The 15,820-nt window shown below is 69.0% G+C and carries 10 protein-coding genes; 9 read left to right on the top strand and 1 reads right to left on the bottom strand.

What is annotated here, in order from left to right:
• Nucleotides 1–15: 15 nt before the first annotated feature.
• Nucleotides 16–1,020, top strand: coding sequence for an AraC family transcriptional regulator (locus tag ACRWNM_RS00485; protein WP_431962270.1), 1,005 nt, complete (start codon nucleotides 16–18; stop codon nucleotides 1,018–1,020).
• 23 nt (nucleotides 1,021–1,043) lie between these two features.
• Here ACRWNM_RS00485 and ACRWNM_RS00480 read toward each other — a convergent pair whose 3' ends face one another.
• Nucleotides 1,044–1,760, bottom strand: a complete 717-nt coding sequence (locus ACRWNM_RS00480; protein ID WP_431962268.1) for a hypothetical protein — start codon at nucleotides 1,758–1,760, stop codon at nucleotides 1,044–1,046.
• A 287-nt stretch (nucleotides 1,761–2,047) separates the two neighbouring features.
• Between ACRWNM_RS00480 and ACRWNM_RS00475 the strand changes: the two genes are divergently transcribed.
• From ACRWNM_RS00475 to ACRWNM_RS00440, 8 genes are all read left to right on the top strand, one after another.
• Nucleotides 2,048–2,446, top strand: a complete 399-nt coding sequence (locus ACRWNM_RS00475; protein ID WP_431962266.1) for a hypothetical protein — start codon at nucleotides 2,048–2,050, stop codon at nucleotides 2,444–2,446.
• Nucleotides 2,447–2,555: 109 nt separating this feature from the next.
• Complete coding sequence (locus ACRWNM_RS00470) at nucleotides 2,556–4,160, top strand: GMC oxidoreductase (RefSeq protein WP_431962264.1); 1,605 nt, start codon at nucleotides 2,556–2,558, stop codon at nucleotides 4,158–4,160.
• 78 nt (nucleotides 4,161–4,238) lie between these two features.
• Nucleotides 4,239–4,964: a VIT1/CCC1 transporter family protein gene (locus tag ACRWNM_RS00465; RefSeq protein WP_431962262.1), complete on the top strand. Its 726-nt coding sequence runs from the start codon at nucleotides 4,239–4,241 to the stop codon at nucleotides 4,962–4,964.
• 88 nt (nucleotides 4,965–5,052) lie between these two features.
• On the top strand, nucleotides 5,053–5,724 hold the full coding sequence (locus ACRWNM_RS00460; RefSeq protein ID WP_431962260.1) for a phosphoribosyltransferase: 672 nt from the start codon (nucleotides 5,053–5,055) through the stop codon (nucleotides 5,722–5,724).
• Nucleotides 5,725–6,113: 389 nt separating this feature from the next.
• Entirely contained in the window at nucleotides 6,114–8,912 is a 2,799-nt protein-coding gene (locus ACRWNM_RS00455; protein WP_431962258.1) for a DUF6603 domain-containing protein, read from the top strand.
• 17 nt (nucleotides 8,913–8,929) lie between these two features.
• On the top strand, nucleotides 8,930–11,050 hold the full coding sequence (locus ACRWNM_RS00450) for a hypothetical protein (RefSeq protein WP_431962256.1): 2,121 nt from the start codon (nucleotides 8,930–8,932) through the stop codon (nucleotides 11,048–11,050).
• Between the two features lie 24 nt (nucleotides 11,051–11,074).
• The gene (locus tag ACRWNM_RS00445) at nucleotides 11,075–14,527 is read left to right on the top strand and encodes a hypothetical protein (RefSeq protein ID WP_431962254.1); all 3,453 of its coding nucleotides are present in this window, start codon (nucleotides 11,075–11,077) and stop codon (nucleotides 14,525–14,527) included.
• The gene (locus ACRWNM_RS00440; RefSeq protein ID WP_431962252.1) at nucleotides 14,527–15,816 is read left to right on the top strand and encodes a discoidin domain-containing protein; all 1,290 of its coding nucleotides are present in this window, start codon (nucleotides 14,527–14,529) and stop codon (nucleotides 15,814–15,816) included. The genes ACRWNM_RS00445 and ACRWNM_RS00440 overlap by 1 nt, the downstream gene beginning before the upstream one ends.
• Nucleotides 15,817–15,820: the final 4 nt, after the last annotated feature.

Raw genomic sequence — 15,820 nt, 5'->3', positions numbered from 1 at the left:
TTGACTCTGGACGACATGTCCGTCATCCGATCCGCAGGCTTGCGCGGCTTCCGCGCCACGGTGGCAGAGCTGGGCGGCGACGCCGAGGAATACGTGACCGCGGTGGGCCTGCCCACGGCCGCGCTGGACGCCGACGATCTGCTCGTCCCCGACCATGCCATGGCGGCGGCGCTGGAGCTGGCCGCCCACCGCCTCGACTGCCCCGACCTCGGACTGCGCATCGCCTACCGCCAGGACCTGGCCATGCTCGGCCCGCTGGCGTTGGCGATCCGCAACTCCCCCACCCTGGCCGACGCGCTCGCCTGCTCCTCGCGCTACCTGTTCGTGCACGCCCGCTCGCTCAGCCTCGGCCTGACCGCCGACCCGTACGGCGACCCCGGCGTGATCGCCCTGCGGTACGACGGACCGCCGGACGTGCCCGCCCCGGTCCAAGGCACCGATCTCGGCCTCGGCTTCCTGCACCGCACCATCCAACGGCTGGTCGGCGAACGCTACGGACTGCGGTCGGTGGAACTGCCGTACCACCCGCCCGCCCCGCTGCGCGCCTATGAGGAATTCTTCGGCGCACCGGTGCGGGTGGGCCGGTCCGCGGCCATCCTGCGGATGCCGTGCGGTCTGGCCGACCGCCCGCTCTCCGGCGGCGACCAGAATCTGCACCGGCTGGCCATGGCCTTCCTCGCCGAGCAGACCGCGGGGATCGGCACCTCGATCGCGCCACGGGTGCGTGCCGCGCTTCGCCAGCTGCTCGGCACGACCCCACCCGAAATCGCCGTGGTAGCAAGAATTTTGAGAACGCATCCGCGCACGCTACAGCGCAGGCTGGCCGCCGAGGGCGCCACCTTCGCCGCGCTGCTCGACGACGTGCGCCGCGAGGAGGCCCACCGCTACCTCACCACCACCGACATGCCGCTGAGCCAGGTCGCCTCGCTCCTCGGCTTCGCCGAACAGGCGACCTTCACCCGATCCTCCCGTCGCTGGTGGGGACGCACGCCCACCGCACTGCGTCGTTCGGAACGCTGAACGCGGGCCGCGCGGAACGCTGACTACGAGGCCTTGCGCACCTTCTCCACCGCGTCCACGAAGAACTTCTCGAACGCGGCCTCGTCCAGCGAGTCCTTCAGCGCGGCGACGCGCACGACGACTGTGGTGCCGCGCAGCACGGCCATGCCCTGGTAGGCGGTGGAGGTGAGCGGCTTGCCGGTGCCGACGGTCGAGGTGCTGACCGAGCGGTAGACGATGGCCTCGGCGCCCTTCAGCTCCGCAGGAGCGTCGAGGTTCTCCACCTTGACCACCGAGGTGATCTGCTTGCCCTCCACGGTCGAGGTCGCGCTCACCTCACCGCACTTCTTGTTTCCCGCGGTGATCTGCGCCAGATCGGCGGTGCGGCCCGCGACGAACTCCACGAACATCAGCCCGGCCTTGTCGTCGGTCGCGCCCGCGACCGCCGCGTCCGAGAGCAGGTTCTTGGTCGCGGTTCCCAGATCCTCCTGGGTGCCCGCGCAGTCCGCCGGGGTGATGGTGGAATTCTGTTGCGTGCCTGCCAGATCGGCGGCGGCGGTCTCCAGGCGGTCCTTGGGCAGGTCCACTTTCTTGGTATTGGCCGGGAATTCGGACTCCGACAGCAGTAGCTGGTCACGCGGGGTGGTTGGCGCGGCCGAACTCGTCGCTGCCTCGTCGTTCCCGCCGCAACCGGCGAGCAGCATGACGCCCGCCGAAATCCCCGCCAGCAGGCGTGCCCCTGAGTACCGCAGTGTGATCATGCCGGTCAGCATGCCAGGAACCGTGCCGTACGTCCGCACCGGTCCACCCCGTGCTACGCGCGCGAAGAGGCCGAAACGCCCTCGGCCACGCGCTCATCACCCGCAGCTCGCCGGCTCCGCGGGCAGCACGTGGGCGTACGCGCCGCAGGACATTCGACGGAATCCGCCGGTGGGTACTCGGGTCGGCCCGGCGCGGCGCGGACAAGGTCAGGCGGCGGGAATCACCTCTAGGAAGCCGGGTTCCGTCGACATAGAATTCGGCCGAATATCGACTCGGAAGGGGTCGCATGGACACAGTCCGAGAAGTCGCCGAAGAGGGCAAGCGGCTCATCGACCTGGCCTGGCTGGGCGAACTCACCCGCGACGACGCAGTGCATCGCTTCGTTCAGGTGGGCGACGGCATGATCTGTTCGGTCACGGCGGGCGAGATCATCGACGACGGCGTGCGCTGGCTGGACGCCAATGCCACTCGACTACGGATTCTCGGCTGGTGCGCCCTGTTGGAACTACCGCTACTCGGAGGCTTCGCGGTGCTCTCACTCGCTCTCGGCGACTATGTCACGGCACTTCTCGCGCTCGCGCTGCTCGGCGGTATGCAGTTCGCACACCGCAAGCTGATCCCGCACCCCGTGCCCATCCGGCGTGCCCGCCGCGTCCGTTCCGGAAACCACACCGAACTTCGTTGACGCCAACGGTTTTCGGCGTGTGATCGGCGCGCGCCTCGTACAGTGAACGTGACGTGCGGACCGGCCGACGGCCCGCCGGGCGGGGTTTCTGGCTTGCGGGAGGGCGACCGTGCGGATCGAAGAATTGGCAGCGGTCCGGGACGAGGAACTGACCGCCGACGTGTGCGTGGTGGGCTCGGGCCCCGCCGGACTGACGATCGCGGCCGAGTTGGCGAATTCCGCACTGCGCGTGCTGGTCCTGGAGAGCGGCGGGCGCGAATCCTCGGACACGACCAACGCGCTCGACGACTACGACAACGTCGGCGCGCGCCGGGCGCAGCCGAACCGGATCGCGGGCGACCGGATCCTCGGCGGCAATTCGCACTCGTGGAGCGGGCGCTGCGCGCTGCTCGACGAACTCGACTTCCGTGACCGCCCTTGGGTTCCCGGCTCCGGATGGCCGATCGGCCCCGCCGACCTGGAGCCCTACCTGCCCCGCGCCGCCTGCCACATCGGCATCGGACACGGCAGCGGCTTCACCGACGACGGCTTCTGGGAACTGGCCGGACGAACACGCCCGGCCGACGCGCTCGACCCGCGGCGGTTCCGCCCCTACTTCTGGCAGATCAGCCGCGACCCCGCCGACCCGTTCGACTGCAAGCGCTTCGGCGCGCACATCGAAAGCCTCACCGCGCCCAATGTTCTGGTGATCGTCGGCGCGACCGTCACCCATCTCGACACCGATCCGGACGGCACGCACGTGCAGACGCTGCAAGTGGCGGGAGCCGACCCACGACCGCGCACCGTCCGTGTCCGCGCGGTGGTGCTCGCGACCGGCGGCATCGGCAATCCCCGCCTGCTGCTCGCCTCGCGCCGGGCGCGGCCCGAGGGGCTCGGCAACCGGAACGACCAGGTCGGGCGCTATCTGATGGACCACCGCTGCGGGGCGGTCGGCGCGCTGGAACCGGCTGCGGCCGAGGCGATCACGCACCGCTTCGGCAAGTACGTGGTGAAGACGCCGCACGGCCGCCACACTTTCGTGCACGGCGTGGCCCTCGCCCCTGAGATCCAGGCCGACGAGGGTCTGTTGAACTGCGCACTGTGGTTACAGGAGGTGCCCGCCGCGGACGATCCGTGGGACTCGGTGAAGCAACTGCTGCGCGGGCGCGGCGACCGGCACGACGCGAAAGTCGCGCTGGCCAATTCCGGACTGCTGCTCGCGGGCGCGCGACGGCGACTCCTCCAGCACACCGGGCTGCCGCACAAGCTGGACCGAATCGAGTTGCGCTGCATGGTCGAACAGGCCCCGAACCGAGACAGCCGTGTCACCCTGACCGATCGCGCCGACCGGCTCGGGATGCCGGCGGCGCGGGTGGACTGGCGGGTGCACGCCCAGGAGGACGCCACCGTGCGCCGCGCCGCCGCGCTGGCGGTCCAGGAATTCGCCAGGCTGGGATTCGCCGGACCGACCCTGTTCGACTGGGCCACACCGGACAGCACGCTGCCGCCGACCCTCACCGACTGGGCGCACCCGACCGGCACCACCCGGATGTCCGCCGCCCCGCGCGACGGCGTCGTCGACGCCGACTGCCTGGTGCACGGAATGGACAACCTGTTCGTCGCGGGCAGCTCGGTGTTTCCCACCACGGGCCATGCCAATCCGACGCTAACGATCGTCGCGCTCGCGGTCCGCTTGGCCGATCGCCTCCGCACGAAGGTCACCACCGCCGTTTAGGCGTACCTCCGCTTTCGCACCGGCCATGCGTAGGTTTTCGACGGACTTCGTCCGGCAGCGTCCATTAGGGTGCGGGGCATGGAGGACTCGACGATCAGCGGTTCTCATCCGCACGAGCCGCACGGGGGCGGATTCGCGACCAGGCTGAACTGGTTGCGCGCCGGCGTGCTCGGCGCGAACGACGGCATCGTGTCGACGGCCGGGCTCGTGGTCGGCGTCGCCGCGGCGACCACCACCACGAGCGCGATCTTCACCGCGGGCATCGCGGGTCTCTCGGCCGGTGCGCTGTCGATGGCGGTCGGTGAGTACGTGTCGGTCAGCACCCAGCGGGATTCCGAGCGCGCGCTGCTCGCCAAGGAACGCCGGGAGCTCGCCGACGAGCCGGACTACGAGCTCACGGAGCTCACCGCCATCTATCGCGCCAAGGGACTCTCCCCCGACACCGCGCGCAAGGTCGCCGAGGAGCTCACCGCGCACGACGCCTTCACCGCGCACGCCGAGGCCGAACTCGGCCTGAACCCGCGCGCACTCACCAATCCGTGGCAGGCCGCGTTCTCCTCGGCGATCGCGTTCACCCTCGGCGCGCTGCTGCCGCTGGTGGCGATCCTGCTGCCGCCGGTCACCGCACGCATCCCGGTGACCGTCGCCGCGGTGCTGCTGGCGCTGGCGCTCACCGGCTCGATCAGCGCCAGGCTCGGCGGCAGCGATCCCGTCCGCGCCATGCTGCGGGTGGTGCTCGGCGGCGCGCTGGCCATGCTGGTCACCTACGGCATCGGGCAGCTGACCGACGTCGCCGGAATCTGAACGGAAGCTCGAGTCTCCCACCCGCCGCAGGGGTTTCGGCCGGGCGTAGACTTCGGTGCTTTCCGAAGTCCGAGTCCGGAGGCCCAGCATGCCCTTCCGTGATCGCCGGGCGGCGGGTCGGCGACTCGCCCTGCGGTTGGCCCACTTTCGCGACGCCGACACGGTGGTGCTCGGGGTGCCCCGCGGTGGCGTTCCGGTCGCTTACGAGGTGGCGGGCGCGTTGCGCGCGCCGCTCACGGTGGCGATGGTGCGCAGGTTGCGGGTGCCCTATCGGCCGGACCTGGCGTTCGGCGCGGTCGGCGAGGGCGGGGTCGGGGTGATCGACGACAAGATTCTGGCGCGCGCGTTCGTCTCCGAAACGGGCCGGGCCGAGCTGGAGGCGGAACAGCGAGCAGACCTGGCCCGCAGCGCCATTCGCTACCGGGGCGGCGCGTCCGGACTCGCGCTGCACGGCCGGACAGCGGTAATCGTCGACGACGGCATCGCGACCGGTGTCACGGCCCGCGCGGCCGTCGAGGTGGTGCGCGCGGCGGGAGCGGCCCGCGTCGCGCTCGCCGCGCCCGTCGGCGCGGCCTCGGCGATCCGTGCGCTCGGCGGGCGGGTCGACCAGGTCGTCTGCCTGGAGGGCGCGGAAGTGGTCACGTCGATCGCCAGGTGGTACGGGGACTTCACCCCGGTCGACGACGCTCAGGTGTGCGATCTGCTGGACAGCGCGGCGGCCGACCTGCGCCAGCGTTCCGGCGAATCGGGCCGGCCGTAGGGTGTGTCCGAGGTTGACCTGTCCCAGCCACGGCGCGGATCACGTGCCCGCTCCTAGGCTGGCGACTCTCCACCTGCTTCGGCCGCAGGACCCGCTTTCGACGCCGATTTTCGAGAATGCATCCGGCAGCCGTAGACGTGTCATCAGCGGTCATCGGCGCGTTGCGCACCCGCTGCGCAATTCGCTATTTTTCGGCGCCCATTCAGCGATGGTTTTTCCCATATATTCGGCTTCCGTGTGACCATTGCACGAAAGACGGAATAGCTCACGAAACCGCTTGGTGCGCAGCGGCAATTGCGAATCGTCACCAACCTCAGATGATCAGCCCTACGCTGAACGCGAGCAGTCCACTCGGGCCGCGGGTGGGCGTCGGAGGAGGAGGGGTATTCGTGACGGTCCGAATCCAGTGGCTCCATAAACTTCTCGACGAATCGAACGGGGAATCGGTCGAAATTCCGATCGATTCGTTCGGCTTCGGCGACGGATTGCGCGCGCTGTTTCCCGACGGCGCTCTGCAATTCTCGGCGGGAATCGAGACAGGTGACGGGATCGCGCGGGTGTCCTACGCCGACCAACCCGCTTCTGCACGGCTGAGCCGCGCGCACGACGGCGCGGACATCGCGCTCGATGTCCAGCTCCCCGGGGTGGGAGCGTCGGCGCAACTGCTGGCCCGGTGCGCCGGGTTCGAGCTACCCGACCTGCCGTGCGGCCCGTCCGACACCCTCACGCTGCGTCTCGACGAGCATGCGGGCACGACGGTGCGGGCGACCGGCACGGGCGTGGCGGTCGTGCTCCGGGAGAACGGTGAGCGCATGTTCACCGCGAGCGCCGACGGCTGGCAGGTGATCTGCACCGACAGATCGCTGCCTGCCGCCCGGCTGGCCGAGCTGGCAGTTCTGGAAGACGAAGGTCTTTCGCGCGCCCTACTACCCGACCCGTTCGCCGACGAGCTGCCGCCAGGGGCCTGGTTGCTGCTCCCGAGGCCAGGTCCCCAGCCATGCCGCTTCCTGGTACGCCTGGACACCCCGCGTCCCGAGACGCCGACGGATCCCTCGCGGCTGGACGGGTTGGGCCGACCGATGCCCTCGGCCTCGACCCACGTCCGGCGCACCGGTTCGCCGTACCGCCCGGTGCGCGCGGTGGCGACCAGCGACGGCTTCGCTCTGCTGGCAGGTACCAGGTCGTCGTCCGAGCGGGGCAACGGCCGGTTCGGGCTGACGCTCAGCGAGGACGGCGCCGTCGCGAGTCTCGCCCTGGACTGCAACCCCCTGCACATCGTCGGCGAACTCGGTGTGACGCAGGCGGAATCCCCATACAAGACGGTCATCGGCGGCGTGCTGATGTTCTCGTTCAAGGGTGGGAAGTCGGGTATCTACGGCACCGGTATGGGCGCGTACGTGGTCCCGGAGTCCGGTGCCGCCGAGCCCTCCTTCTTCGGCTACGCCGGCATCGGCGGCAATCCCGGCATCGGCATCCCCGCGCTGCGACTGACCGGCGTGTCGGTGGGGTTCGGATGGAACAGCCACATCCGCGTACCCGAGGTCGCGCAGGTCGCGAACTTCCCGTTCGTCAAGGCGCTGGCCGATCCGGGTTCGATCGGCGCGGGGTCCGGTAAGCCCGTCTCGGTGCTGCGCACCCTGATAGGCGGCGACAACCCGTGGATCTCGCCCAGGGAGAACGAGCTCTGGGTGGCGGCCGGGCTCGGCTTCACCCTCGCCGAATTCGTCTCAGGCCGCGCGATGGCGATCGTGCAGGTCGGTGACGAGTTCACCGTCGCCCTGCTCGGCACCGCGGCCGCGGAATTCCCCAAGGGGGGCGGCCGGAAACTGGCCCGTGTAGCGGCGAATCTGCAAGCGGTGCTCAAACCCGGCGAGGGCGAGATGGGCTTCGCCATGGCGCTCGCCCCGAACTCGTTCGTCCTCGACCCGAACTGCCGGTTGCACGGCGGCGTGGCCTTCCGCACCTGGTTCGGGCCGAGTCCGCACGCGGGCGACTTCGTCTACACCGTGGGTGGATACCACAAGAATTACCGTGCCCCGCAGCGGTATCCGTCGGTGCCGCGGGTCGGTTTCGACTGGGATCTGACCGGCGCGGTCACTATCTCCGGCAAGGCGTACCTGGCGTTCACCCCGGGCGCCGCGATGGCGGGCGGGCAGCTCGCCGTGCGTTTCCACGCGGGTCCGGTCCGCGCCTGGTGTGACGCGAAGATGGACGCCCTCGTCCAATGGAACCCCTTCTACTTCGACGTCGGCATCCGGGTGTCGATGGGTGTGTCCGCCTCGGTGAAGATCATCTTCGTCAGGATCACCATCACCGTGGAAGTCGGTGTCGGACTGACGGTTTGGGGACCGCCCACCGGCGGCCGGGCCAAGGTGAAGCTGTGGTTCATCTCGTTCACCATCAATTTCGGCAACGGACGCGCCGGGGCGAGCAACGATCTGGACTGGGCCGGGTTCTCCGCCATGCTGCCGCCCGCGGGCAACAACGTACGCGTCCTGCCGCAGGCCGGGCTGCTCATGGACAAGAACCGCGAGACCGGCGGAGACGGCTCGTGGGAGGTGTCGGCCAACGGATTCACCTTCGACACCGACACCACCGTGCCGCTCACCAAGGTGTACCTCGGCACGTCGAGTACCGCTGTCGAGGACGGCAGTCCCGTCGACCTGCGGCCGACCACATGGCGCGGTGTCACCAGTACCCAGCGGGTGAAGTTGACGCGGGGCGATACGGACCTCGACCTCGGGCAGTGGACCCGCAGCCGCCGGATGGCGACGGTGTCGGCCGAACTGTGGGGTTCCGGCAGCACTGGCGACCTGCCCGCCGGAGACGACCACCTGGTGAAGAACCAGTTGCTCGGCGTCCAATTCACCTCGCCCGCACCGCGATACGGCACGTCCACCGGATTCATCGACGAGGAGGCGCTCGACTTCGATACCGTCGCGCCCGACGGCAGTCAGCCACTCGACCCCGCGGCGGGCCCGGTCGGGGCCGTGCCGCAGCGGCCGGGGAACGTCATCGCCACCATCGCGAGCACGGTCGCCGCCTCGGCGCAGGCCGATGCTCGCCGCCGCTTGGCCGGACAGCTGGCCGCACTCGGCTTCGACCTGGGTGAGGTCGACAGCGACCTGTCCGCCTACGCCCGCGCCTGCCAGACGGCCTTCACGGCCGAACCGATGCTCGTCGGCTGAGACAAGAGGGGATCGACATGCCAACCACCACGCACCGCACACGATTCCTCGACCACCGGATCCCGTCGCTCTACGCGGGCCGCTATGCCCTCGCCGTTGAGCAGAAGATCGACACCGTCGCCCCGCTGCCGGCCCGCGACCAGCGATTCGACGTGCGCACCCAGCGTTTCGCGCTCGGCGACTCCGAGGTGCAGGCCTGCTACCCGGTGCCGGGCGGTGTCGGGAAATACAGCCAGCTCCTGCCACACATCACGCTCGACACCCCCGGCCTGCCGTGGGCGATGCTGCCCGCAGGGGAGGACGACGGCAGCCCGTGGATGTTCCTGCTGGTGTTCCGGGAAGGCGAACTTCCGGACGACCCCCATGCGATCGGTGAGGTCACCGTCTCCACTGTCGCCCAACTGCTCCGCGGGCAGGCCGGACCGGGTAAACCGCCCGCCATCGACACCGACAGCCTGCTCGACGGCGAAGCCGAAATGGCCTGCCGCAGCATCCACATCCCGGCGGATCTGTTCACGAAGCTCCGCCCGACCTTCGCGGAGGCGGCGCTGCTCGCCCACCTGAGGGAGGGTGGGCGGCCGGACGCCGACCACGTGCGCGGCGCCGACCCGGAACCGAATCTCGACGAGTGCAACGCGGTCGTCGTCGCCAATCGCTTCCCCGCCGCGACCGCCGCACGGCACGTAGCGCATCTGGTCACGGTGGAAGGATTCGAGCCATACCTGCGGGACACGGCGGCGCCGTCGGAGGGCCTGCGGATGGTGTCGCTGCACACGTGGACATTCGAAACCCTCGACGACAACGGCATCGGGTTCGGTGACCTGGTGGCGAACCTGGCGGCGGAACCCGATCTCCAGCTGTGCCTGCCGGTGCCGCCCGGTGAACTGGATGCCGATGCGCGGCAACGGATTCAGGGTGGCGCGACGGTGCTCCCGCAGCGCCTGGAATCGGGGGAACGCACCATCGCCTTCTATCGCGGACCGTTCACCGCCACGCCCGCGCAGCCACTTCCTCCCCCGCGTGAACCCAGGCTCGATTCCGGCGGTGAGGCGCTGATCTACCTGAAGCAGTCCGGTGTCTTCGACTCCGGCTACGCCAGCGCCTTCAGCCTCGGCCGCACAGTGGCCTTGGCCGACGCCCCGTTCCGGAATCGGCTGCTGGAATTCCGCAAAGCGGCCAGGCGGGCCGCGCGCCGGGCGGCCGCGCATCCGGAGCTGATCGCGGGACGCGCGGTGAGCGAGGCGGGAGCGGCGTTGCACGAGAGCCGGGTGCGCACCGCCTTCGATCACCTACTCGAGTCGAGGCTGCCGTTGGCACTGGCGCGCAGCGGGGCCGAGCTGGCCACCGCGCCGCGCCGCCCCGCCGCCGCGGCGGTACGGGGCAACGGCGCGCTGTCGGCGCTGTCGGCGGACGCGCTACGCGTCACGGTGTCCGACACCCACACCAGGGCGGTGCTGCGGTCGGCTGTCCGCGAGCAACTGGATCCGGTGCAGGAGTGGCTGAACCGGCTCGCGGCACTGCAGATGGTGCCCTTCGATCACCTCGTCCCCGACCCGAGAATGCTTCCGCCGGAGAGCATCCGGTTCTTCTACGTCGATCCGGGATGGGTGCGGGCCGCGGTCGACGGCGCGCTGAGTGTCGGGGTCGGTCACGCGCTGGACGAGGACCTCAACGAGCTGGCCGCCGCAGTACCGGATCCACCCGCCTGCGGGGTGCTGATCCGTTCGCTGCTGGTGCCGAACTGGCCGCGTACCCGCTACACCGCCTTTCACGGTGAGACGGAACTGGAGCCACTGCACCGCGCGATGTTCGGCAGCAACGTGCTCATGCTGCTGTACCCGGACACCCTCGACACCTTCACCATCGCCGAAGCGCCGCAGGGCATCCACTTCGGCATCGGCGATCTCCACACCATCGACCTGCGCAAACTCAGCGGCGTCGTCGGCGAGTACATCGAGGAGTTCCCCGACCCTCCCGGGTTCGGTAAATTCCTGCGGCCCTCCCACGACGTGCTCGACGTCGAGGGCGCGCTGGTGCCCGCGCTGGCCGCCGCCCACGAGTTGCCGACTCTGTCCCCCGCTCAGTTCGCACTGCAGATGTTCAAGGCGCCGCAACTGCAGACCTTCGCCCGCTCCTGATCGACGCTATCCGGAGGGATTCTCATGCCCAACGACACTCTGATCGTGCCGGTCGAGGTGGCGGCGTTCGCGGTGAACGCCCGGACCCGCGACGCCGACGGCAGCTATGTCATCCAGCGCTGGACCTCGAACTTCGTCCCGTTCGTCAACGACAACGCCGCCCCGGAGCCCGCGCCGTTCGCCGGGCCCGAGCAGTGGACGGGCGACCCGTCTCGTCTCGGCGTGTACTTGCACTGGCAGTTGCCGGAGGCACTCAGCGAGGGCCTGCAGGACGAGGAGACCGGCGAGGTCGGCGACTTCCCGCTGGTGCCCAATCGCTGGCTGGTGGTGCGCCGCTCCAACGGCGGTGTGCGCGCGTGGATCGTGCACAGCGACTACCTCGACTCCCGTGAGGGGGCGGTGTCGTATCTCGACCCCACCACCGACACCGCGACCGCCACCAAGATCGGCCGACTGGTCGAGCTCACCACCGGCAGCCCGTGGCAGGAGCCGGGGGGCGAGCAGTTCCTCACCGCGATCGGGCCCGGGCTCCTGACGTTCTCGGTGTTCCAGCCGTACAACAAAAACGTCTTCTCCATCCACGACACACTCGACGACCTCCATCCCGACAACGACGACCGGCTGAGCTACTTTGTCGCAGGCTGGTATTCGGAACCGAAAAGCGACATCCTGGTGGCCGGCGACCATGCCGACGAGCGGTTCGCCGACCTGATGTCGCGGCTGGAGTGGCAGCTGGCCGCGACCTTCGGTGAGCCGCGGCGCTCGGTCTACACCGGCAGCGCGATCGGCGTCGACTGGCGACCCAACGGCGGCGTGTACCCGTCGGCGAGCCCGCACGCCAATGAGATCGCGGTGGCGATCGGCAACAGCGCGGGCGAGGCCGCGGGCGAACTCCAGGAGCAGTCGGGTGGTTCGAATGCGTTGAGCGAGAAAGATGCTCAGCTCTACCGCGCGTTCGCGCTCGGTGTGCTCGACGAATACGATCGTGCCGACGGCGAGCTGTTCCCCGAACGCGCCGCCCACGATTCCGGATTCGGGCCGGTGCCGGGCGGGTTCGTGTGGCGCACCGTCGACCGCGGCGGCGAGGACGCGCGAGCCGCGCTGTCGGTCGCCGAACTCGCCGCCGAACAGCGGCTCGCCGCCGAGGTCACCGCCGATTTGAATGGCCGCCAACGCGATCTCGACACCCTCGAACGCGAACTCGCGGGCGCGCAGCAGCGGCTCTACGTTCTGTGGGCGCTGTCGTGCGACCCGGAACCACCGGAGGATTATGCGCCGGGCATCCTCAGGCAACTCGATCCGACGCGAGAGAACTCGGCGGCCTGGCGGGTGGCGCAGCTGTCGAACGAGGTCGCGGCGCTGCGGGACGAGATACCGTGGGACACCAAGGCCGACGCGCTGGCCGCCAAGGCCCGCGCCTACGCCGCCGAACACGGTCTGCGTACCGGCCTCGAGCTGCAACGTGTGCCCCTGGCTCCGTTCGAACAGCACGCGGACCCGGTGCTGATGATGCAGGGCGCGAACCTGAGCGCCCCGCTGACCCGCGACTCCGACCTGCCGTGCCGGGTCGAGGAACGAGTCGTCACCAAGATCGGCGCCATCACCGCCGACACGGTTGCCGCCGAGGTCGCGAAGGTGAATGTCACCGACCTGCCGGGGCCGATGGCGAAGCTGGTCACCGAATTCTTCGTCATCGATCAAGCCCGCAAAACCGGTGCGAGCCTCGATGATCCGACCGGGACATTGCCGGAGTACGGCACCGCTCCGTGGGAGCAGCCGTGGCAGCCGCTGTATCTGCAGTGGGAGGTCGAGTACACCGCCATCCCGTTCGTCGAAGCCGGCCAGGAACGCTTTTCCTTCGACGGGAACTACTACCGCTGGGAGGGCGAGGGCCACCTGAAGCCCGCCATCACCGTCAGCGGCCGCCAGGTCCTCATGCCCACCAGCGGGTACGACCAGGACGGACAGCTCGACAGCTACGCCAACGGCCGCACCGACCTGCGCGCCGACGTGCTCGCCGCCATGCACGAACAACTGACCGACCTGGACCAGTTGTCGCAGCGGCTGGACGGGCTGAGCACCGCCGTCGGGCAACGTCTTTCGATGGTCAACCGGGCCCCCACCGGCGACATCGCCGGATTGATCGGCACCGGTGCCGGAGCATCGCCGGACGGCGGCGCGCGGCCGGTCTTCGAATGGGACGACTGGCCGGAGTCCGACTTCCAGGAATTGCGGTCCGGGCAGCTGCTGTTCATCCGGCTGTCGGTGGTGGACCGATTCGGCCGCGCTATCAACCTCATCGACAATCCGTTGCATTTCGATCAGCTGTGCAAGCCCGATTCCATGACGCCGAAGTACGCCGTCGGTGATACCCAAGTCGACCGCTATGTGGAACTCGGGCCCCGGCTGCTGCAACCCGCTCGGCTGCGCTTCGACTTCCTGTCCGCACGGTCCGACGACGACGCCGAACTCACTCCCGGCGCGAATCCGGTGTGCGCGTGGCTGATACACAATCGGCTGGATCGGTCGTTGGCCGTGTACGACCCGGACGGCAACGCGCTCGGCGATCTGCGGCGGGTGCTGTCGGCGTCCGGCCAGCAGATCGTCGCCTGGACCGCTCTCCCCGGCTCACCGGTCGCCGAATTCGACGATGTGGCAGCGGAATACCCGCATGTCCACCGGTACCTGTCGGTGATCGTGCAGAAGGGCCCCGACGTCCTCGACGCCGTGCGCGATCTCATCGACCGAACCCTCGTGTCCATCGACCCCGACGGGCCGGAGGACTACAGTCTCGGCTTCCTGCTCGGCCGTCCGCTGGCCCTGGTGCGCGCCCGGCTCGACCTGGAGTTGTGCGGGCCGGTCCGCACCGACGTCACCTGGCCGCGGGTGGTGAATCCCCCCGCGCCGCACATGCCCTCCTACCGGTGGAATGTCCGCCTAGGCGAGGCGATGCAAACCGACGACGGGCTCATCGGCTGCGTAATCGACGAGGACTACGAGCATTTCGAAACGGTACTGGACAATCCGGACGACTCGGGCGGATATCTGCGGCCCATCGATGTCGGCGAGCGTCTGAAGCTGGCGTTCGAAGGCGACAGCAGCGCCACCGTCACCCTGCTGCTCGACCCCCGCGCCGCCGTCCACGCCACCACCGACATCCTCCCGGTGTCCTCGGTCGTTGTGCCGCAACGCTTCACCGACGCCGCGCTGGCCGCCATGGCGGTGAACTTCCGCGCGGGCCCGCTGCTCATCGCCCGCACCGAAACCGGCGCGGTCACGCTCCCCCAGCCCACCACCGCCACCGGCACGTGGTCGTGGACCGAGGCCGTGGGCGCGGAGTGGTCGGAGTTCCCGATCGTTGTCCCCGACCCGGCCTCGCTGCCTGTCGGCGTCGATCCCGAAATTCGTTCCGGTTTCCTGGTTCTCGAAGACGCCGCCCAATACAGCCGTACCAGCAACGAGCGAGGAGCACGGTAATGACGATTGTCCGGGAGTACCTCGTCACCGAGACCGAGCAGGTCACCAGCAGTGCGCCACTGTATTTCGAGTTGACCACCGATCCGGACCCGGTGCGTGTCTCGCCGTCCGGCGGTGACCCGCAGCGCGCCGATATCGTTCTGGTCGGCAGTCGACGCAGCGGACTGGGCATCGAATGCCGCAAGATCACCATCACGGTGCCGACCGGAAACAACTCACCCGACCTCACGTCCGACATCAACAGCATCGCGCCGCAGATCAGCCTCGAGGACTGGACGCCACGCACCGACGCTGCCGCGAAGACGATCACCTTCACACCGTCGTCGGGCGCCGGCGTCATCGGCCGCGAGGAGGGCGTCTCGATCCAGCTGATGGACGCCCGGATCAACACCCAGGTCGGCAGTGCCCCGGTGCGTATCGAAATGGAGTGGCGAGAAGCGGGTTTCGACGATCCCTGGGAGACCGGGCTCGCCACGATGAATATCGGCAAGTTCCCGCCGGACTTCGTTCTCGACAACTTCACCGCCGAGCAGCCGATCATCGACAACGGTGATTCGGTGCGGTTGTCCTGGGTCGCGCAGGGCGCCTCGTCGGTGAAGTTGCTGTACGACGTCGCCGAGGTCGATGTCACAAACAAGACCACGTGGACGGTTCCGAACGTCACCGGTACGACGGTGTTCTATCTGCGCGGCACCGTCCAGGTCGGCAACAACACCGTCGAACGGACGCTCATGACCACCGTCACCGTCCGCATTCCGGACCTGGTGATCGGCAATCTCGAAATACACGGCTCGGTGCGGATGAGCAGGCCGCAGTCGGTGAGCCTGAAACAGGGTATCGAAGCCGAGCCGGGACACCCGATGGAGGACATTCTCGATGGATCGCTCGATACCTACTTCCTGACCAAGAACAGGATCTTCGGCGGCACGCTGATTATCGTCGACCGGGGATCGCGATCGCTGATCACGTCGGTGGACCTCTGGTTCGGTGATCGCGCAGGAAACTTTCGGCCGCGCATGGGACGGGTCGCAGTGTCCACCGATGGCAAGGAATGGAACGCCCTCGATGCGTGGAGCGACAACGCGACCGAATTCCACTGGAAGGCCGCCGCGGGAGGGTCCGTGATCGCTAGGTACATCGGTATCGAGTCGATTAGCAACTGGGCGTGGGACGGCGTGGCCATTCGGTCACTCGAGGTCGATCCACCGGCTACGCCGCTGATTCTCGACGACAACGCGGCGGAGTTCAGTGTGCCGGTGATCGCCCGATCCGGAATCACGGAGCCCTAACCGA

Origin of the sequence: Nocardia sp. bgisy134 (genome assembly GCF_965341865.1) — a bacterium.
In the GTDB taxonomy this organism is placed as follows: domain Bacteria; phylum Actinomycetota; class Actinomycetes; order Mycobacteriales; family Mycobacteriaceae; genus Nocardia.
Note: the sequence above shows the minus strand (reverse complement) of the source record. Positions and strands in the feature narration are given on the sequence as shown.